The sequence below is a fragment of the Tahibacter harae genome, assembly GCF_024437735.1.
Classification (GTDB): Bacteria; Pseudomonadota; Gammaproteobacteria; order Xanthomonadales; family Rhodanobacteraceae; genus Tahibacter; species Tahibacter harae.
In genome coordinates, this window is sequence record NZ_JANFQO010000004.1 from 25645 (window position 1) to 45176 (window position 19532).

At 67.5% G+C, this 19532-nt stretch carries 14 protein-coding genes and 1 tRNA gene; 6 read left to right on the forward strand and 9 right to left on the reverse strand.

Going from position 1 to position 19532, the window contains the following annotated elements; genetic code table 11:
- Nucleotides 1-148: 148 nt before the first annotated feature.
- Together NM961_RS05180 and NM961_RS05185 are read right to left on the reverse strand one after the other, a co-directional pair.
- Nucleotides 149-1063 carry an NAD(P)/FAD-dependent oxidoreductase gene (locus NM961_RS05180; protein WP_255912289.1) on the reverse strand — a complete coding sequence of 305 codons (915 nt, stop codon included), beginning with the start codon at nt 1061-1063 and terminating at the stop codon, nt 149-151.
- A gap of 252 nt (nt 1064-1315) precedes the next feature.
- On the reverse strand, nt 1316-1870 hold the full coding sequence (locus NM961_RS05185; protein WP_255912291.1) for a DUF2058 domain-containing protein: 555 nt from the start codon (nt 1868-1870) through the stop codon (nt 1316-1318).
- Nucleotides 1871-1941: 71 nt separating this feature from the next.
- On the opposite strand from NM961_RS05185, the gene NM961_RS05190 reads away from it, so the two are divergent.
- A complete protein-coding gene (locus NM961_RS05190; RefSeq protein ID WP_255912293.1) occupies nt 1942-2466 on the forward strand; it encodes a M48 metallopeptidase family protein in 525 nt (174 codons plus the stop codon).
- A 39-nt stretch (nt 2467-2505) separates the two neighbouring features.
- Here NM961_RS05190 and NM961_RS05195 read toward each other — a convergent pair whose 3' ends face one another.
- Nucleotides 2506-3147, reverse strand: coding sequence for a hypothetical protein (locus NM961_RS05195; protein ID WP_255912295.1), 642 nt, complete (start codon nt 3145-3147; stop codon nt 2506-2508).
- 165 nt (nt 3148-3312) lie between these two features.
- Between NM961_RS05195 and NM961_RS05200 the strand changes: the two genes are divergently transcribed.
- Together NM961_RS05200 and NM961_RS05205 are read left to right on the forward strand one after the other, a co-directional pair.
- Nucleotides 3313-3486, forward strand: a complete 174-nt coding sequence (locus tag NM961_RS05200) for a helix-turn-helix domain-containing protein (protein WP_255912296.1) — start codon at nt 3313-3315, stop codon at nt 3484-3486.
- Entirely contained in the window at nt 3483-4424 is a 942-nt protein-coding gene (locus NM961_RS05205; protein ID WP_255912298.1) for a hypothetical protein, read from the forward strand. Before NM961_RS05200 ends, NM961_RS05205 begins: the two co-directional genes overlap by 4 nt.
- 4 nt (nt 4425-4428) lie before the next feature.
- Here the strand turns inward: NM961_RS05205 and NM961_RS05210 are convergent, their stop codons facing one another.
- The 3 genes from NM961_RS05210 to NM961_RS05220 form a co-directional block, all read right to left on the reverse strand.
- Nucleotides 4429-5130 (reverse strand): restriction endonuclease subunit S domain-containing protein, encoded by a 702-nt coding sequence (locus tag NM961_RS05210; RefSeq protein WP_255912300.1) that lies wholly within the window; start codon nt 5128-5130, stop codon nt 4429-4431.
- Entirely contained in the window at nt 5127-6734 is a 1608-nt protein-coding gene (locus NM961_RS05215) for an HsdM family class I SAM-dependent methyltransferase (protein ID WP_255912302.1), read from the reverse strand. The genes NM961_RS05210 and NM961_RS05215 overlap by 4 nt, the downstream gene beginning before the upstream one ends.
- A 618-nt stretch (nt 6735-7352) precedes the next feature.
- A tRNA-Ile gene (locus NM961_RS05220) sits at nt 7353-7428 on the reverse strand.
- Nucleotides 7429-8194: 766 nt separating this feature from the next.
- On the opposite strand from NM961_RS05220, the gene NM961_RS05225 reads away from it, so the two are divergent.
- Nucleotides 8195-11500, forward strand: a complete 3306-nt coding sequence (locus NM961_RS05225) for a S8 family serine peptidase (protein WP_255912313.1) — start codon at nt 8195-8197, stop codon at nt 11498-11500.
- Nucleotides 11501-11884: 384 nt separating this feature from the next.
- A complete protein-coding gene (locus NM961_RS05230) occupies nt 11885-12613 on the forward strand; it encodes a lysophospholipid acyltransferase family protein (RefSeq protein ID WP_255912315.1) in 729 nt (242 codons plus the stop codon).
- Between the two features lie 292 nt (nt 12614-12905).
- Here NM961_RS05230 and NM961_RS05235 read toward each other — a convergent pair whose 3' ends face one another.
- From NM961_RS05235 to dtd, 3 genes are all read right to left on the reverse strand, one after another.
- The gene (locus NM961_RS05235) at nt 12906-15740 is read right to left on the reverse strand and encodes a winged helix-turn-helix domain-containing protein (protein ID WP_255912317.1); all 2835 of its coding nucleotides are present in this window, start codon (nt 15738-15740) and stop codon (nt 12906-12908) included.
- A gap of 354 nt (nt 15741-16094) precedes the next feature.
- Nucleotides 16095-17969, reverse strand: a complete 1875-nt coding sequence (gene rpoD, locus NM961_RS05240) for an RNA polymerase sigma factor RpoD (RefSeq protein ID WP_255912328.1) — start codon at nt 17967-17969, stop codon at nt 16095-16097.
- Between the two features lie 103 nt (nt 17970-18072).
- Nucleotides 18073-18513, reverse strand: coding sequence for a D-aminoacyl-tRNA deacylase (gene dtd, locus NM961_RS05245; protein ID WP_255912330.1), 441 nt, complete (start codon nt 18511-18513; stop codon nt 18073-18075).
- A gap of 83 nt (nt 18514-18596) precedes the next feature.
- On the opposite strand from dtd, the gene NM961_RS05250 reads away from it, so the two are divergent.
- Entirely contained in the window at nt 18597-19520 is a 924-nt protein-coding gene (locus NM961_RS05250; RefSeq protein WP_255912332.1) for an LpxL/LpxP family acyltransferase, read from the forward strand.
- Nucleotides 19521-19532 lie beyond the last annotated feature (12 nt).

Here is a 19532-nt window from a genome sequence, read left to right on the forward strand (position 1 = left end):
CCAAACGTTCTTGCAAAACGCATCTTCCACATTGCCGCGGAAGTCACGGGCAGGATGATTTCTGGCGGGGGCGGCAGCTGGCGCGCAGGACGACCGGAATGCACAGACAGGCTCGTCGGCGGCGGATGTGGCGCGCTGCGCCGACGCATCATGCTGGCTGGATCAGGTCCCGCTCGGTACGCGGCAATCCGGCATGGAGATGACAGGCGGCGACCGCCGCGTGGCCGAAGGCCACGGCGATCTGGTTCAGGCCACTGACGATATCGCCGATGGCATAGACGCCGTCGACGGCGGTCATCTGATAGCGGTCGACCTCGATCTCGCCGGCTTCGCTCACGCGCGCGCCGATCGCGGTCACCAGTTCGGCCGCGGTGTTGGAACCCAGGCAGGCATAGACCGCGTCCAGCACGGTGCGGGCGCCCGCGCGTGCGCGGTGCGCGATGCGCCGGCCGTCGAATTCCAGTTCGCCCGGCGGCAGGATCGGCAATCCCGCGGCCGCGGCGGCCTGCCTGTCCTGCTCGTCACCGGCGTCGGTGGGCAGCAGCAGGACCTGTGCGGAAAAGGTGCGCAGAAAGCGCGCGTGGGAAATGAGCTTGTCCAGGCGGCCGTAGACGCCGATGCGCAGGTCCGTGGCCTCGTAGGCGTCGCAGACTGCGCACAGGCGCAGCGCGCGCTGGGCGATGGCCTGTTCCACCCAGGCATACGGCGGCAGCTGATCCTTGATGCCGCTGGCGAGAATGACCGTGCGTGCGCGCCAGGAACGCGCGCCGGCGCAGACCACGAACTCGCCGCCGTCGACGCTGACACGATCAACCAGGCCTTTCTCCAGGGTCACGCCATAGGACCCGGCGTGCTGGTGCAGACGCTGCAGCAGCCGGGGACCGCGGATGCCGTCGGGAAATCCCGGGCAGTTGTTGCTTTCCGGTATCCAGCGCGCGCGGCTTTCGCCCGCATCCACCACCAGACAGCTGCGGTGAAACCGGCACAGGTACGTCGCGGCGGTCAGTCCGGCGGGCCCGCCGCCGATGATGAGGCAATCCCAGCAGTGTTCTGTCGCGGCCATGTCCGGTACCCGTCGCCGATCCGGCTTTCCACACAGCAAATAGCCGGCCAGGCCGGGCGGCGCCCGTCGCATCCGGTTCAGCCAGCGCGCCGCCGGGGTTTCCGCAACCGCAGCGGTTTCACGTGCAGCGCCCGGTGCAATACCGAATCGCGCGTGCATCCCCGCGCACCGCGCCAGCCAGGCCATTCGATACGTGGCGGGCTGCGCCGCGCGGCCGTATGCGAGGACCAGCGCCGCGGACGCTGTCCACCGTCACCAGATCAGATCGTCCGGCACCTTGAACTGGGCGTAATACGCATCGTCTTCGGAAGTACCGGCGGCCGGCTCGGCGCCGGTGCTCTGGCCGTGATCGAGCACGATCATGGACGCATCGCGTTCGCGCACCTTGTCGGCGGCCGCGCGCGGCAGCAGCTCGAAGCGATCATCCACGCGCACGATCACCAGCGCGCCGCTGGACAGCTTGCCGCGCAGATCCGCGTTCACCAGCAGCGTGCGGATGGCGCCGTCGACGCTGAAGCGGTATTCGCTCTCGCCGGAGCGCGGCACCTTGCGGTCCTGGATGATCTGGCGCGCCTGGGCGCGCAGTTCGGCGATGCGCGCCTGGGCCTTGCTCTCGGCGGCGAGCACGCGGTCGCGCTCGACCTTCTCCGCCCTGGCCCGCTCGGCCTCGATCTGGATTTCGCTGGGCCCGGCCGGCGCCTTGGCATGCCGCGCCTTGTTCTGTTCGCGCGCCACCTCGGCCACTTTGGACTTCTTGACCAGGCCGGCCTTGAGCAGCTGTTCCTGGAGCGGATTCGCCTTCGCCATGTCACGGTTTCATGTTGAGGATTTCCGTCCCATCATACCTGCCGTTCCCGCCGCCCGCGCCCCTGCCGAACATGAGTCCTCTGAAATACCTCGCCGGCTACTCGCCGCATCTGCAGATGCGGGTGCAGGAGCTGATCGCACAGGGCCGGCTGGGCACGCTGCTGGCCGAAAAGTACGGCCAGCCCCACGGCGTGCGCAACGACGGCCAGCTCTACGACTACGTGCAGGCGCTCAAGGAGCGGCACCTGAAAAAGTCGGCGCCGCTGGGCAAGGTGATCTACGACGCCAGGCTGCAGGTGATGAAGCACGCGCTGGGCACGCATACCACCATCTCCCGCGTACAGGGCAGCCGGCTCAAGGCCAGCCGCGAAATCCGTATCGCCAGCGTCTTCCGCGAGGCGCCCGCCGAATTTCTCCGCACCATCGTGGTACACGAACTGGCGCATCTGAAGGAGGCCGAGCACAACAAGGCCTTCTACCAGCTGTGTACGCATATCGAGCCGGACTACCACCAGCTGGAATTCGATCTGCGGCTGTATCTGACGCAGCTCGAACTGGAACAGGCGGAGCAGGCACGGCCCGGCGGCATACGCTGAGGCCGGAGAATGGCCGGCCGCCGCGGCCCGCACCTGGATTCAAGCCTGCGGTATCACCGCCGCAGCAAACGGCGCAAGCACCATCCAGCCGAGATTCGCATACAGGCCGCGGCCGTCTTCTGTCGCGACCAGGAGCTGCGGCGTGGCCGCCGAGTTTCTCGCCGCGCCGAGCGCGGCCATCACCGCGGCCCCGAGTCCCTTGCGCCGATGATCCGGCGAGGTTTCGATGCGGTCGTAAATGAACACCGCCGCCGTCTCCGCGGCGCATCCGCTTGCTGCCAGCCCGCCATCCGGCGCGACGACGCAAGCCCGGACGACGGGCCCGGCCTGCGCGACGTCCATCCTGTACCCATCCGGCAGCGGCTTCGTACCAGGCATTGCCGCCGTCGCGACCATGAAATAGTTCGCCGGCTGAATCGTCCAGCGATCCGGCAGCACACTGCGCAATTCCTCGTCGGTGCCGCACAGCTTCAGGAAATGCCGCGGTGCCGCGATTTCCTGCGCGATTTCGCGCAGGCCCGCACACAGCTGCGGAAACACCCAGCGCTTCACTTCTTTTTCCGAACCGGTATCGACGCGATAGCCGCCGCGGTCATGCACGGGAAGCGGCGCGCCGCGGGCCATGGAATGGGCGGTTTGCCAGGCAAGAACGAGCTGCGGATCGATGCGGGATGGCGTCATGGGCGGTTGCAGATGTGGGACGGGATGCGATGCATTCCTGCGGGATTGCGCGTACCAGCCCGGGCGTCGTACGCAAAGTCCGAGGACTCATTGTAATCATTCGGGTCCTATGAGCATCATGGCGAGGAGCACCGAAATGAAGAACAAGACCGACTTCGGCAACCGTTGCGCGCGCTCCGCGCCGAACGTGGCTACTCGCAGGAACAGCGCGCCCGTATCTGCGGCCTCGGTCGCAGCTACGTCGGCGGCGCTGAGCGGGTTGCGCGGAATGTCAGCCTTGTCAACATCCGCAAGCTGGCGAACGCTCTCATGCTATCGCCCGGGGAGTTCTTCGAGTGAACCGATCTGCCGATGCCGTAGCAATCCTGCACGCTGATGCGCCAAAGGTGATGGACGCAATCAACGCGTTCACAGCACAGACATTCCGGACGCGCGGCGGCCGCCTGGGCAGCGGCATGGGCAGCTTGCTTGAGGCACTGTGGGTGTACCACATGAACAATGTGCTGGCGAATGAAGGCGGACTTGCGCGCAAGTGCGAGCTGGCGTGGCTGCCGGATCACGAGCCCGCAGATTTCGCCTGCCTGTACCGGGGCGCCGAATGGGAACCGCAAGGCCGCCACGGCGAGCTGTTCCGGATCGAAGCCAAATCAATGAATGTCGGCGTGGACGAAGCCAAAGGCCACTTCACGAACCTCGCAAAGGAGACGGCCGGACACGACCAGCTTCTTGTGCTGATCTGGTCGTGGGAAAACCTGGAAAACGGATATTCGTGGCCGAGAATTCACGACTACTTCCTGGGCCCCTCTCTGCCCATCATCGAGGTGCGCGACCAGCTTCACCTGGCGCGGGGCGGTACTTTCGTAACCGGATCGGCCTGCCCGGACGGCTGCACCCGGAAGGCATGCACGCATGATGGAGAACCGCTGAACGCCGCCGGCAAACGGGAGCGGAGATCCGGCCCCAAGTCGTGCAAGCCCGCGAACGTCGAATACGCGGCGAATTTCGGCGGCCTGGTGCGGATGCTGAAGACCGACAACGGCGCAGCCCGCGCCATCTTCCGCGGGCTGCGGAAAAAGGACGACATCATTCATGCCTACATATCATTCATTCACAGACACTTTCCTTCCGAAGAAGTCAACCAGTTCAAAAAGATCGAATGGCAAGCCGCGCTGAAGGCGCTGGGAATCAATGCCGTGAACCCGACCGCCGCAGCAGCAAACGAACTGCTGCGTAAGCATGTATCCGACTACCAGGACCGCTTGCGAAGCCTGTTCTAGGGCATCAATCCGCCGCGGCAGTCCGGATGACAGGCTTTCCCGTTGAAAGCGCTTCCAGAAGCCCTTCGGCCTGCTGCAATGGCAGCGCTTCCAGGCGCGCGCGCAGCGCGATGATCTCCTGATCGATTTCCAGAAGCTGTTCGACCAGCCTGGATTGCACATCAAGAGGCGGCACCGGAACTTCTATGCTGAACAAGTCCTCCGCAGCCATGCGCGGAAGCGAGGCGCCGACCGTGAACTTTCCCGCAAGCTGCGTGACGAAGGGCGAGGCCAGAATGTGCCGCAGATAACGCGGCAGCACCCTGTCCTGGCGCGCGGTCAGGACAATGAATTCGCCGGAACAGACGCCCTCCGATGCGGGCGGCTGTGCCAAATAGACCTTGTTCAATTCCGGGCGCAGGCGCCCGTACAGGACGTCATTTTCCCGGAATGTCTTCGATCGGGATTTGATCGACGACGCCCGGCGCGGCGCGAATTCCACCAGCTCTCCGGTCGTCGACCTGATGTTTTCCAGACCAAGATAGACGATGCGCGTGTCGCCGTAGTGCTGGGGGTCGAGCGTGGTTCGGCGCTCGTCGGCCAGTTCCCGCAAGGGAAGATGGCGATACGCGGAAACGCCGGGAGCCTCAGCCTCGGCAAAGTAGGAAACCGTCCACCGATTTGCCTTCAGCAGCCTCGTGCTCTCGACAACATCCACCCACATCACCAGCCCTCCTTGTCAAGAAACGCTCTGAAGCGATTGGCTGCCGCCTCGAGGTCGCTGTCGCCGGAAGGCCGGCCGCTGGCGTCGTACCCTATGGAGCCGAGATCAGCGAGAAATATGTTGTAGCCGCCTGGATCCGCCTCCCCAGGCTCGCATTTTCGCAGGACGAGAATGCTGGTCTTGATATTGGCCCCGAACGGCGAGAAGGTTTCGACGGGCAGGCTGAAAATGGCACGCACGCGCGCCTGGCCTGCAATCCAATGGCGCACGCCGGCGGTGCTGCGGTTGCCGAGCACGCTGTCCGGAAGAACAATCGCAAGACGGCCGCCGGGACGCAAAAGCTGAAGACACCGCTCAAGCGCGACGATTTCCAGCGAGACTGCCGAGCGGCGATCTGCCGCCAGCTCAAAAGGACCCAGTTGCGAAAGACTGTCTTGCGGCAAGTCCACACCAAACGGCGGATTGGTCATTACCAGGTCGAAAGTACCGCGGTACAGGTCAGGATAATTGGAGAACGGAAGAAGCGAGTCGATACATCGGATATTGCTGTGTCCATCGCCGTGAAGCCGCATATCGGTCATCGCAATCCTGACCATGCGGTCGCTCTTCTCGATGCCATGCAGCCGCGTGAAGGCAAACTCGTGGAACAGCTTGCCTGCCTTGGCGTGGGTTTTGCGGACGTAGTCGATGGCCGAGGTCAGAAAATGACCGGAACCGCAAAAAGGGTCGATGATGAGTTCGCGAACATTCGGCTGCATCACGCGCACGATGAAGTCGATGACTTCCTTAGGCGTGAAATATTGCCCCATGCCGGCGCGGACAGCGGGAAGCAGGACGTTCTGGAACGCCCGGCCCTTGATGTCCACCGGCGAATTGCTGAGATCGTAGTACTGGAGCAGTTCGACCGCGCGAACGATGGCAGGACTCGACAGAAGCAACTGGCCGCGGAATACGCCGCGCGAACGCTCATAGGCGGGGATCCTGTTGGAGAATATCGCCTTGTCGTCGTCTATCGCCTTGAGATAGAGCCGCCTGATTTCAGCGGCACACTCCTCCACCGCGGTATAGCGGGAACGCTGAAAGAGAAGCTCGCCCGTCTTGATGCTCTGCTCTTCATCGTAGAGCTTGGCGTAGATCAGCTTGCAGATCTCGTCCAGCGCATCCGGCGCATGCAGACCATCGATATCCCGCAACGCGCTATGCACCTCGAACAGGACATTCTCCAGCTTGCCTGTAAGCGGCTTGAGGGACTTGGGTTCGAGGCGGTGAGCGGAGGCAGGGATGCTGGGCTTCTCAAAGGAAGCGACATAGTCGAAATCACCGGTCCGCAAGCTGTGCCGGATGATCTTCCTGACCTGCCCCTTGGCATCGAGCTGGAGCGCCATGCTGACGGGCGGCAAGGCCAGCAGGCACTTGCGCAGGTGTGCGTCATCGCCGGACGTCGACCCTTTTTTTGCAATCGCGCAGATTACGTAGTTCGTACCTCGTTCGTTGGAGACGACGTACACCTCGCTGCCGGCCTCTTGTGCGTAGCGGTCGATGGAATGGCCGCCGGTAGCGGGAAGCGCGAGGGCTTCTGCTATGAGCAGCCGGGCATTCGTGACCAAGGGAACCACACTCCATGACAGGACGCCGCGCCGTATTATGACAGAAGGTCATGCAGGGCATTCCAGATCCTGCGCCGGCATTGGCTTGGGGTTTCTTCGGCCCGCGTCCAGGACGGGAAAACAAGGCTTGAGAGGGATGCCATCCGCACTCCAGCGAAATTGCGCTGGCGCTATCGGCGACATCAATCGCCTGCGGCATCCGTTTCCGCCCGGTCCATTTCCAGGACATATCGGCCCGCTTTACGCGCACTTCGGGCGAAGCACCGCGTGAGCCGGGCTGACTTGGCGTGCAGTAACGCCGCGTCTGGCTCGCGGCAACGGGCTTTCGCGCCTATCAGCCGATGGCAGGCACGAAGCCCACGGATAATCTGTTCAACAGCCGATCCAAGTCGGCCGACCTCGCCAGCAAGCGAAGCCGCTGCCTGAACTGGACCGCGCCCAGGACACGCGGCAAGTCCGGGTTCCACGCCGATCACCGCATCCAGTACTCCGGCGCACGCTCATCTGCAGGATCGGAGCCTTGCCCGAGGCATGCGCCCGCGAGGCGGATGCGGGGCAGCGCCGAGGCCGGATGCTTCTCCGGTCTGAAAGACGGATTGATCCAACGTCTGACGGAAGTGGTGGGCCCACCAGGATTCGAACCTGGAACCAAAGGATTATGAGTCCTCTGCTCTAACCGTTGAGCTATAGGCCCGTCAATGACTTGGCAGCGCTTTCCGGAAACCCGGTGTAATTTCTGTGTAACCGTGCCGGACAATCTGCCCCCAGCGCATCCATTGCCACGCCGAGGTTGGCCGCGTGCGTGTAGCGATCGGCCATGGCCCGGGTTTTCCAGCCGCCAAGACCCTGGATTGTAGCTGAGTCCAGGCCAGCTTGGGCAGCACCGGTCGCAACGCCGTGCCGCGGGTGTGCGAGGCGCAGGATGCGGCAGCTCGCCGCTTCGTTCGCCCCTTTTCTGGGTGCCTGCCAGCCGACCCGGACGAGGATGCCTGGTTGTTTCCAAAAGCAATTCCCGCTACGTCGCCTGCACGATGCCCACACCGGTCGCCGCTGGCGAACCGCCTGTACGGGGCTCCGGTATCGGAGCGGTGTCAACAGCCGTCGACCTGCGTTCCCCGTGCATCCGTCGCGCCCGGAGAACTGCCGTTCTCGCGCAGCGACATGCCAGATGGAACACTCCAACTCGCCGCACCCGACGCCGGCAGCGGCCGCGTCACGCATTTGTCATTATTTCCACAGGTATATCAGGTCCGGTTCCGCCGTCTGCCAGGCACAACAGTATCCCGATACGCGAACGGATGGCCCGGCCGTTCCACACCGCCGAAGGCTGTGCTATCTGATAGGGACTTGCTCGACGCCGTCGCCAGGGGACTCTGCCGTATTCGCAACGACTACGGCCGTGGCGCGGCTGCGCAGTGCGGGTGACCATCATCGCTATACACGCGCCATGGGGATATCGCATGCGAAAGTATTTGTTTGTCTGTGTAAGTCTGTCCTTGTCTTTCTCGGCCTACGCCGCGGGCGGCGAGCGTTGTGCCGTGTCGTTCGCCGGAGCGCAGATGGATGTCTGCAGCGGCAAGGTGTCGGCGCCGGAGCCGTTTGCGCAGCTGGCGCAGGTCGAGGCGTTCAAGGATTCCAGCCTGCGCCTGATCAAGTTCGACGGCCCCATCGATGACGCGCGGCGCGCGGCGGTGGAGGCGATCGGGGCAAAGATCGTCGACTACGCGCCGTACTACGCCTACGTGGTGCAGATGCCGTCCACGCTGGACGGCCGCGCCCGCGCCATTCCCGGCGTGGTGTGGAGCGGTCCGTTCCTGCCGGCGTTCAAGATCGATCCGAACATCGCCGCGGAACTGCGCGGCGGCACGCTGCTGCGGGATGCGGGCATCACCGAGCTTTCCATCAGCCTGCACGCGGGCGCCGACCGCGCCGCGATGCAGCAGCTGGCGGCCCGCGCGCCGGGGCTGAGCGTGGTCAACACGGTCGCGGCCGGCGGCGATACGCAGCTGATTGCGCGCTTCGAGCGCGCCCAGCTGCGCGCGGCGGTGGAGCAGCTGGCGGCGGATCCGCGGGTTTCGGCGATCGGCTTCCGCCTGCCCAAGCGCCTGCTCAATTCCCAGGCGGACTGGCTGCACCAGAGCAATGTCAACTCGCCCAGCCCGCTGCGCCCGGTATTCGCCAAGGGCCTGTACGGCTGCGGACAGACGGTAGGCGTGCTGGATTCGGGCCTGTTCATCGGCAACTGCGCCTTCAACGACGCGGCGCAGACGCCGGCCATCAGCGACTGCAACACCGGCGCGAGCTGTCCGCCGGTGACCACGCCCAATCTCGCCCACCGCAAGGTGACGGCCTACTACAAATGGTCCGGCGATGCCGGCGGCGCACCGGCCGACGAACACGGCCACGGCACGCATGTGACCGGCTCGATCGCCGGCAACAATCCGGCCAATGCGGTGGACTGCACCAACTTCACCACCGAAGGCGGCAATACCGATCTGGACGGCACCGCGCCCGGCGCCAAGATCGTGATGCAGGAGATGGGCGGCGATCTGGCCTATCTGAGCAACACCGGCAATCCGTATCACGCCGCGGACATGGCCTATACCAGCGGCGCGCGCCTGCACAGCAATTCCTGGGGCGGCGGTTGCACCAACATCTTCGGCGGCTGCGTCAGCGGCTGTACCGTCACCTACGATGCCGAGGCACGCCATGCCGACAACATCATGCACGACCGGCCGGAGATGCTGGTGCTGTTTGCCGCCGGCAACGACGCCTCGGCCTGCCCGGCCGGCAACAACGTCGGCAGCCCGGGCAATGCCAAGAGCGTGATGACCATTGGCGCCAGCCTGCGCGGCACCGCCGCCAACGGCATGGCCAGCTTTTCCTCGCGCGGCCCCACGCTGGATGTGCGCACCAAGCCGGATCTCACCGCCCAGGGCGACAGCATAGTGTCGGCCCAGCGCGACGCCTGCGGTACGCGCACCTCCAGCGGCACCTCGATGGCCACGCCCACCGCCGCCGGCCTGGCCGCGCTGGTGCGCGACTATCTCGCGCGCGGCTTCTATCCCAGCGGCCAGCGCAATCCGGCCGACGCCATCACCAATCCATCCGGCGCCCTGATCAAGGCCATCATGATTTCCGGCGCCTTCAGCATGAGCGGCAGCGGCGCCGGCAGCGCGCCCGGCCAGTCGCAGGGCTGGGGCCGGATACTTCTGGATAATTCCCTTTATTTCAACGGCGACACCAGCCGGCTCTACATCCACGATTCGCCCAACGGCCTGTCCACCGGCGGGCAGGATACGCATACCGTGGTGATCACCGCCGGTCAGCCCTTCAACGCCACCCTGGCCTGGACCGACGCCGCCGCCGCCATCGGCGCCAGCCCGGCCCTGGTCAACAGCCTGCGCCTGGAAGTGGTCGCGCCCAACGGCGATGTGTGGACGCAGAAGCTGCCGGCCGCCGCCACGCCGTCCAATCCCAATCCGACCCAGGACACGACCACGGCCAACTACGACGACCGCAACACGGTGCAGCGCATCAGCTTCACCGCACCGGCCACCGGCCCGTATCAGCTGCGCGTGCGCGGCATCAACGTGCCCAGCGGACCGCAGAAATACGCCCTGGCCGCCACCGGCTCCCTGGTCGTGGGCACCGATCCGGACTTTGCCCTGCAGGTCAATCCGCAGACCGCCAATATCTGCGCCGGCTCGCCAGCCAGCTACGACGTCGGCGTGCAGAGCCTGAACGGCTTCACCAGTCCGGTCACCCTCAGCGTCACCGGCCTGCCGGGCAGCGCGACGGGCACGTTCACACCCAACCCGGTGACGCCGGCCCAGCCGGCGGCGATCTCGCAGCTGGCCGTGGCCAATACCGCCGGCGTGGCGAGCGGCAGCTACACCCTGTCCCTGGCCGGCAATTCGGCCTCGCCGCCGCTGCAGCACACGGCCAGTGCGACGCTGAACGTGGTCGCCGCCGCCCCCGCCGCGGGCAGCCTGACCGCACCGGCCAACAACGCCACCGGCCAGGCGACCTCGCCGGTCTTCAGCTGGGCGCCGATCGCCGATGCGGCGTCGTATCGCATCCAGGTCGCCACCGACGCGGGCTTCACCACCCTGGTAGAGAACCAGGTCGTCACCACCACCAGCTATACGCCCAGCGTGGCGCTGAGCCCGGACACGGCGTATTTCTGGCGCGTCTACGGCATCAATGCCTGCGGCCAGGGCACGGTGTCGGCGGTGTTCCAGTTCCGCACGGCGAATGAGATCTGCCGCGCACCCAATGCCGCGATTCCGGACAACAACGCCACCGGCGTCACCGACAGCCAGACCGTGGCGACCACGGGCACGCTGAACGGCCTGCGCCTGGGTCTGCAGATCACCCATACCTACGTGGGCGACCTCACCCTGACCCTGAGCAAGGGCGCCACCTCGGTCGTGTTCCTGCAGCGCCCGCCCAACGGCAACGGCGGCTGCAGCGGCAACAACATGGACCTGACCGTCGACGACGCGGCCACCCTGGCCCTGCACGCCAACTGCACCAGCGGCACCGAGCCCGCGCCGGCCTACATCACCGGCAGCAGCTACAAGCCCAACAGTCCGCTGGCGGCCTTCGCCGGACACGATCTGAGCGGCAGCTGGAGCCTGAAGGCAGTCGACAGCGCCGGCCAGGACACGGGCACCATCGTGCGCTGGTGCCTGCTGCCGGATGTGGCGCCGCCGCAGCCGGACCAGATCTTCAAGGACGGCTTCGAAGCGCCGGCACGCTGAACCCAGCGCGGCACGCACAAGCCGGGGGCGGCGACGTCCCCGGCTTTTTTCTTGTCGGCGGTGTGACCGGACGCCGCAGCTAGTCGCGGCGCCTGGGGCTTCCGTCGCCATGCGCTCAGGCATTGGCCGCGCCCCGCCCGGGCCGCCCGCAATTTTCGGCGGCGCCGGAGGCCGCGCAGCGGCGCGTTTGTGCAGTCCGCGACGAACCAGCTCATCCCCGCTGCAACCTGCGGCGCGCGCCCGGCACTTGAGCCCCGCGCGCCAACCCGCGATTCTTACGGGCTGGAACGGGCCGCCGCAGCGGCCCGGCACAGGACGCCCGGGGGCCGCGGCTGTATCGACGCCGCGCGGGCACTGGCAGGGACAACTCGGGGGGAATTGCTGATGTCGATTTCGCGCATGGCCTGGGCCGTGCTGAATGCGTTGCAGCTGGTGTTCACGCTGCTGTGGACGGCGGGCTGGATCTGCCTGGCCCTGCTGGTGCTGCTGGTCACGCGCAGCCGCCGCCTGCCGCTGCGCATGGCCGCGCGCTGCTGGGCGCCGGGGCTGCTGCGCGGTTCAGGCGCACGCCTGGTGGTGCGCGGGGCCGAGCAGGTGGACTGGTCCAGGCCGCATGTGGTGGTGGCCAACCACCAGTCCATGATCGACATTTGCGCCCTGTTCCGCGCCGTGCCGGTACCGCTGCAGTTCCTGCTCAAGCAGGAGCTGGCGCGGGTGCCGTTCGTGGGGCGCTACGCCCGCGCCATGGGCATGATCTTCGTCGAGCGTTCCAGCGCGCGCGAGGCGGCGCGGCGCACGCGCGAGGCGACCGACCTGGTCGCCGCCGGCGCCACGCTGTGCGTATTCCCCGAAGGCACGCGCAGCCGCGACGGCGAGGTGCAGGCATTCAAGAGCGGCGCCTTCCAGATCGCGCTGGACGCCGGCGCCGAAGTGGTGCCCATCGCCATCCACGGTTCGGGCAAGGTGCTGAGCCTGCAGGGCCTCTTCCACGTGCGGCCGGGCACCATCGTGGTGAATATCGGCCGGCCCATCTCCGCCGCCGAGCTGGCCGACCGCCAGGCGCTGGCGCAGCGCGCGCGCGAGGATGTGATTGCGCTGCTGCGGGCGGCTTGAGCGGCTGTGCGAATTTGAACGGTTGCACACAGCCGGGAAGCGCGGCTCGCAAGCCCTGGCGCCGTACGTAATTCCCGCGCCATAGCGGCGGCGACCGGACACGGCCGCAACCGGGCTGCCGGCCAGGGGCGCAGTCCTTGCCAGTCACGGATGCCGTTCCATGCGGCGCCGGCGCTGCGTTCGCCGGCAGTTCCGCACTCGCGCCGCAACACCGATCGCACCGCCTGCAGAGATGGCCGCAACCGCCGGCTCTCTCACCGCTGCGCGCCGCGAAACCCGCAGCGCGCAGTGCTCAAGGCCGCGTATTCAGCGCCGTGCGCTCGCCGCGCGCGGCCGGGTTCATCCAGATATCCGAAGCGCCGCGCATGCCGCTCTGCGCGACCAGGCGCGCGCGGCGCTCGTCCGGGCAGCCGGCGGCGGCGATATTGGCATCCATCAGGCTGTGCACCAGCAGTTCGCCGAGCACATCGCCGCGCTCGCGCGCGTCGGCGTGCAGGGCGTCGATCTGGCGCGCCGCAGCGGCAAGCTGGCCGCGCGACTGGCTGAGCAGGGCCTGCACCGTGCGCAGGCGGCGGCGCTCGTACCAGTAGTCGGCCGGCAGCAGGGCGGCGCCGGCGGCAGCTTCGCGTTCCGCATCGGCGGGACGGTCCTCGGCCAGGGCGATCTCCGCCAGCGTGATGCGCAGGTCGGCCTCGATCAGGCGGTAGCCCGATTCGACCACCGCCGGCAGCACTTCCTCGACCAGCTCGCGCGCGCCGCGCAGGTCGCCGCTGCGGGCCAGCAGCGGGGCCAGGTCCATGCTCAGGCCCCAGCGGTCCGGCTGCGCGCTCACCGCGGCCAGGCGCGCACGCACGGGCGCGAGCAGGCGGCGCGCCTCGGCCAGGTCGCCGGCCTGGATGGCGAGTTCCGCGTCGCCCAGGTCGGCCAGCTGGTTGAACGCGGGCAGGCCGGAGGCGCGGCAGTCGCGGTAGTCGTTGCGCGCGCTGGTCGTCTGGCCCAGCAAGGTGTGCACGATGGCGCGGTAGCAGCCTACAGTGACAGCGATCTGCGGCAGCACGCCGTCGCCGGCTTCGCGCAGCAGATCGTCGGTCTGCTGCAGCACGGCCAGCGCGGCCGGGTACTGGCCGCGCAGGTAGTGCAGGCGCGCCTGGGCCACGCCGACCGCGTAGGCCAGCGCGCCCTGCAGCGGCTGCGCGCGCAGCACGGCGATGCGGTTTTCCAGCGCGGCGAAATCCAGCCGCAGCGCGTCCTCGCGCAGCAGTTCCATGTCGGTGCGGCGGCGTTCGTAGCGGTTGCCGGTGGATTCGGCCACGGCGGCGGCCTGGTCCAGGCGCGCGCGCACATCGCGTGCGTCGCCGCGGCGGTAGCTCCACTGCGCGGCGCGGCGCAGGGCGTCGATCTCGACCGCGGCATTGCCGGCCGAGCGCGCCTGGGCCAGCAGTTCGTCCAGATGCGCCAGGGCAGCCGCGGCCGGCGCCTGGGCGAGTTCCGCATACAGCCGCGCGCGCAGCGCGCCGAGGCGGTCGCCGGCGGCTTCGAAGCCGGCCGCCGCCTGTGCGAACAGATCCTGTTCCACCGCCTGGCCGCGGCTGACCTGGATATCGGCCAGCAGCAGCGCGGCCCGCGCCTGCTCGTGGGTGGAACCCTGGCGGCGGGCCAGCTCCAGCGCCCGCGCCGCGGTTTCGCCGGCGCGCGCCAGGTCGCGGTTGGCCAGTTCGATCTGGCTTTGCTCCAGCAGCCAGCGCAGGGCCAGTTCCGGCGCCGCCGGCAGTTCGCCGGCGAGGCGGCGCGCGGCGTCCAGGCTGCGTCCGCCCAGGCTCAGGCTGGCGGCTTCGGCCAGGCGGTAGGCGGGGTTGTCGCCGCCGCTCTTGAGCAGGCCGGCGTAGATCTGCGCGGCGCCGTCGTAGTCGCGCCGGATCAGCGCCTGCTCGGCCTGTATCGGCAGGCGCAGATTGGCCGGCAACGCATCGGTCCAGGGCTGGGCGCGGGACAGTTCGACCTGCGCCGCGGCCTGCTGGCCCAGCTCAGCCAGACTCTGCGCCAGGCGCAGGCGGGCAAAGCCCAGACCCGGGGATTTTTCCACGACGCCGGTCAGTATCCGCACCGCCTCGGCCCAGCGCCGCTGCCGCTGCGCGTCCAGGCCGTCGACCAGTTCCGCCGCGGTGAGCTGATCCAGCGCCAGCGGCGGTGCCTGCGCCGCGTCCAGGCGCGCCGACAACGCGGCCAGGGTGCGCCGGCTGACCTGGTCCAGGGTCGCGACCAGGCGCTCGCTGCTGCTGAATTGCACGATGTCGGCCGGCGCCGCGCTGCCGCGGAAACGTGCCGCGACCTGCCATTCGCCGTCGCGCTGGGCGCTCATGTCCACGCTGAGCAGCACGGCCAGTTCGTGGCCCTGGGCCGCGCCGCGGCCGGCGTCGCCCACGACCAGATCCGGCGCGCTGTGCAGCTGCCAGTCCAGCCAGGCGTGCAGCAGCCGGGCCGGCCAGCGCGTGGGCGCGGCCGCGGCGGAATCGGAGGCGTCGACCAGCAGCACGCGCATGGGCAGGGCCGGGCCGCCATCCTTGTGCAGCAGCGCCGCGGCCAGCAGGAACAGGGCCAGGCAGGCGGCCAGGGCCAGCAGTGCGGCGCGGCTGCGGCTGAGCAGCGGCTCGCGCGGCGGCGGCGGCTGCAGCGGTGCGGCCTGCGGCGTGGGTTCTTCGATCGCGGCGTAGTGCTCGCCGTCGTGCAGGGCCTGGGCCGGTGCGGCCGCGGCGGGCTGCGGCTCGGGGTCGCAGACTTCCAGCTGCACCGAGGCCGGCGGATCGAAAATGTAACCTTGTTTGGATACTGTACGTATCCACTGTTTGGCCAGGCCGCCCAGCGCGCGGCGCAGCATCCAGATGCCGGTGGTGAGGTTGGCGTCCTCCACCACCACGCCGGGCCAGACCTTGCGGAAGATGGCCTCACGCGTCTGCAGCATGCGCGGCTCGCGCAGGAACAGCAGCAGCAGTTCAAAGCAGCGCGGATTCAGCTCGTAGGCGACTCCGCCCCTGTGCACGCTGCGGTAGCGCAGGTCGATCTCGACTTCGCCCAGGCGCAGCCGTTGGGCGCCGCATTCCGGCCAGCGCAGCCCCGTGACCTCTTCCATTGTCCCCTCCCCGATGACGCCGTTGCCGCCAGCCCCGGGAATCCCCGGTCTGGCCGCAGGAAGCGCGTAGCCGTCCCCCGACCACTACGCGCGCGTGTCAACTCGGCCGTGTAACCGATCCGCCGGTAATACTCAAGCGTATAAGCCCGCCGGCGCGACGCAGTAATCAATCGGGGCCGGCTGGGGCCGGCAGTGCAGGCGCGCTACGGCAGCGTATGGAAAGCGCGCGGCCGTCGCGCCGGCCGCGTGCCTGGAAACCGGCAGCGCAGGTACGCGGCGGATGCGTACGGAAGGCACAAACGACTGCGGCGCCGGAGGGCATCCGGCGCCGCAGTCGGGTACAAGCGGATTGGCTTATTCCAGGTCGAGGAACGAACGCAGCTGTTCCGAACGGCTGGGATGGCGCAGCTTGCGCAGGGCCTTGGCTTCGATCTGGCGGATGCGCTCGCGGGTCACGTCGAACTGCTTGCCGACTTCCTCAAGGGTGTGGTCGGTGTTCATGTCGATGCCGAAGCGCATGCGCAGCACCTTGGCCTCGCGCGGAGTCAGGCCGGCGAGCACGTCGCGCACGGTCTCCGACAGGCCGGTGCTGGTGGCCGATTCGATCGGCGAATCGACGTTGGTGTCCTCGATGAAGTCGCCCAGGTGGGAATCCTCGTCGTCGCCGATCGGGGTTTCCATGGAGATCGGCTCCTTGGCGATCTTCATGACCTTGCGGATCTTGTCCTCGGGCATCTCCATCTTCTTGGCCAGCTCTTCCGGCGTGGGCTCGCGGCCCATCTCCTGCAGCATCTGGCGGCTGATGCGGTTGAGCTTGTTGATCGTCTCGATCATGTGCACTGGGATGCGGATGGTGCGCGCCTGGTCGGCGATCGAGCGGGTGATGGCCTGGCGTATCCACCAGGTCGCATAGGTGGAGAACTTGTAGCCGCGGCGGTATTCGAACTTGTCCACCGCCTTCATCAGGCCGATGTTGCCTTCCTGGATCAGGTCCAGGAACTGCAGGCCGCGATTCGTATACTTCTTGGCAATGGAGATGACCAGGCGCAGGTTGGCCTCGACCATTTCCTTCTTGGCGCGGCGGGCCTTGGCCTCGCCGATGGACATGGCGCGGTTGATTTCCTTGATGTCGGGCAGGGACAGGAACAGGCCCTTCTCGATCGCGACCAGCTTTTCCTGCTCGGCGACGATCTCGTCCTTGTGCGCGCGTATGCCCGAGGACCACTTCTGCTTCTTGCGGATCAGTTCCTCGGTCCACTCCAGGTCGATCTCGTGGCCCGGGAAGGCGCGCAGGAAGTCCTTGCGCGGCATCTTGGCGTACTTGACGCACAGGTCGAGGATGATGCGCTCGTGGTTGCGGATGTTGCCGACCACGTCGCGCAGCTTCTTGACGAAGCTGTCGATCATCACCGCCGGCAGCTTGAGCTTGAGGAAGCCTTCGGCCATCTGGTCGCGCAGCTTCTGCGCCTTCTTGTCGGCCAGGCCGTACTTTTCCGCGGTCTTCTGGAACTTGGCATAGAACTGGCGCAGCTCGTCCAGGCGACGGGCGACTTCGACCGGATCCGGGCCCGTCTCGCCGGGGCCGGCTTCCTCGCCGTTGCCGTCGCCTTCTTCCTCGTCGTCCTTGGTCGCGGCGGCCGCGGCGCCGCCGTTCTCGTCGGCTTCGAGCATTTCCTCGCTGATGGCCGGCTGCGGCTCTTCCACGTCGGCGAAGCCGGCAATGACTTCGGACAGGCGGCGCTTGCCTTCGATGTGCTGGTCGTATTCCTCGATCAGCAGCTGGATCGACCAGGGGAAGCTGGCCAGGGCGGTCTGCACCGCGGTCAGGCCTTCCTCGATGCGCTTGGCGATGGCGATTTCGCCCTCGCGGGTGAGCAGTTCCACCGTGCCCATCTCGCGCATGTACATGCGCACCGGGTCGGTGGTGCGGCCGACTTCGGCGTCCACCGCGGCCAGGATGGCGACGGCCTCCTCGGTCGCGGTTTCGTCGTCGGCCACGGCCGAAGGCGCGTCCTGCGGCAGCATCTCGCCTTCGGGTGCGGTCTCGTGCACCTCGATGCCCATGCCGTTGATCATGCCGATGATGTCTTCGATCTGTTCCGGATCGACGATATCGTCGGGCAGGTGGTCGTTGACTTCGGCGTAGGTCAGGTAGCCCTGCTCGCGCCCCTTCACGATGAGGAGCTTCAGGTCGGACTGCTGGTCCTGGGTGGTGTTCTCAATGGCCATGTGGGCTCGGCTGGGGGCAAAGACTGGAAATTATAGGAAGCCTGTCAAGGGCGCCCCGCGGGCGGACTCGAACGGGCATAGCGTGCTCTGGCGTATCAACTCATCAACGGACTTCCAGACGGAAGGTGACAGGCCCGTCGTTGACCAGATGGACCTGCATATGGGCACCGAAACGCCCGGTTTCCACCCCCGGATGGGCCGCCCGGGCCAGTTCGACCAGGCGGTTGAACCAGCGTTCGGCTTCGGCCGGGGCCGCCGCCGTGGTGAAACTGGGCCGCATGCCCGAATCCGTGTCCGCGGCCAGGGTGAACTGGGATACCAGCAGCAGCCCGCCGCCGGTATCGGCCAGGGAGCGGTTCATGCGCCCGGATTCGTCGCCGAACACGCGGTAGCCCAGCAGGCGCTGCAGCATGCGCGCCGTCTGCGCCTCGCCGTCGCCGGGCTGCACCGCGACCAGGGCGAGCAGGCCCGCGCCTATGGCGCCGACCGGGATCTGGTCCACCTCGACACGGGCGCTGCTGACGCGCTGGATCAGGGCGATCATCGCCTTCCTCGGATTCCGGGGGGACGCGATGGTGCGCAAGCATGGCCAGCGGGTCAATCCGGCCGGTACCATCCGCGGTTCGCATGCGCCTACCTGTCGCCATCGTCTATTTCCTGCTGCGCCTGACCGGGCTGCTGCCTTTGCGCCTGCTGCACGGGCTGGGCGCGCTGGCGGGCCGCCTGATGTGGTGGTCCGGCGGCAAGGTGCGCCGCCACACCGAGATCAATCTGCGTCTGGTTCTTACGCAATACGGCGAACAGGAGCGTCAACGGACAGCCCGCCGCGTGCTGGCCGAAACCGGCCGCTCCATCACCGAGATCGCGCGGATCTGGGGCGGCGGGCCATACCGGGCGCTGCGCCTGGTGCGCGAAGTCGACGGTGAAGAACTGTTTCAGGAGGCGCTGACCTCCCGCCGCGGCCTGATCGTGGCGGCGCCGCACCTGGGCTGCTGGGAGTTGCTGAACTTCTGGCTGTGCAGCCGCACCGAGCTGGCCATCGTCTACCGCCCGCCGCGCCACGCCTGGGTGGAACCGCTGCTGCTCAAGGCCCGCGGCGCGCTGCGTCCGGAACAGGTGCGGGCCGAGGGCGCCGGCGTGCGCACCTTGTACAAGCGCCTGCAGGCCGGCGGCGTTGTCGGCATCCTGCCCGACCAGCAGCCCAAGCAGGGCGACGGCGAATTCGCCCCGTTCTTTGGCGTGCAGGCCCTGACCATGGTGCTGGTCTCGCGCCTGGCCCAGCGCACCGGTGCGACCGTGCTGTTCGCCTTCGCCGAACGCCTGCCCCGGGGCCAGGGCTTCCGCATCCGCTTCCGCCCGGCCCCGGCCGGCATCGCCGACGCCGACCTGCCGCGCGCCGTGGCGGCGCTGAACCGGGGCGTGGAAGACTGCGTCAATCTGGCGTTCGAGCAATACCAATGGCATTACAAGCGGTTCCAGTATCGGCCTGGACCGGACGAGCCGAATCCGTACTGGGTCGAGAAGAGCCGGGATCAGGGATTCAGGATTTGAAGAGCGGGCAGC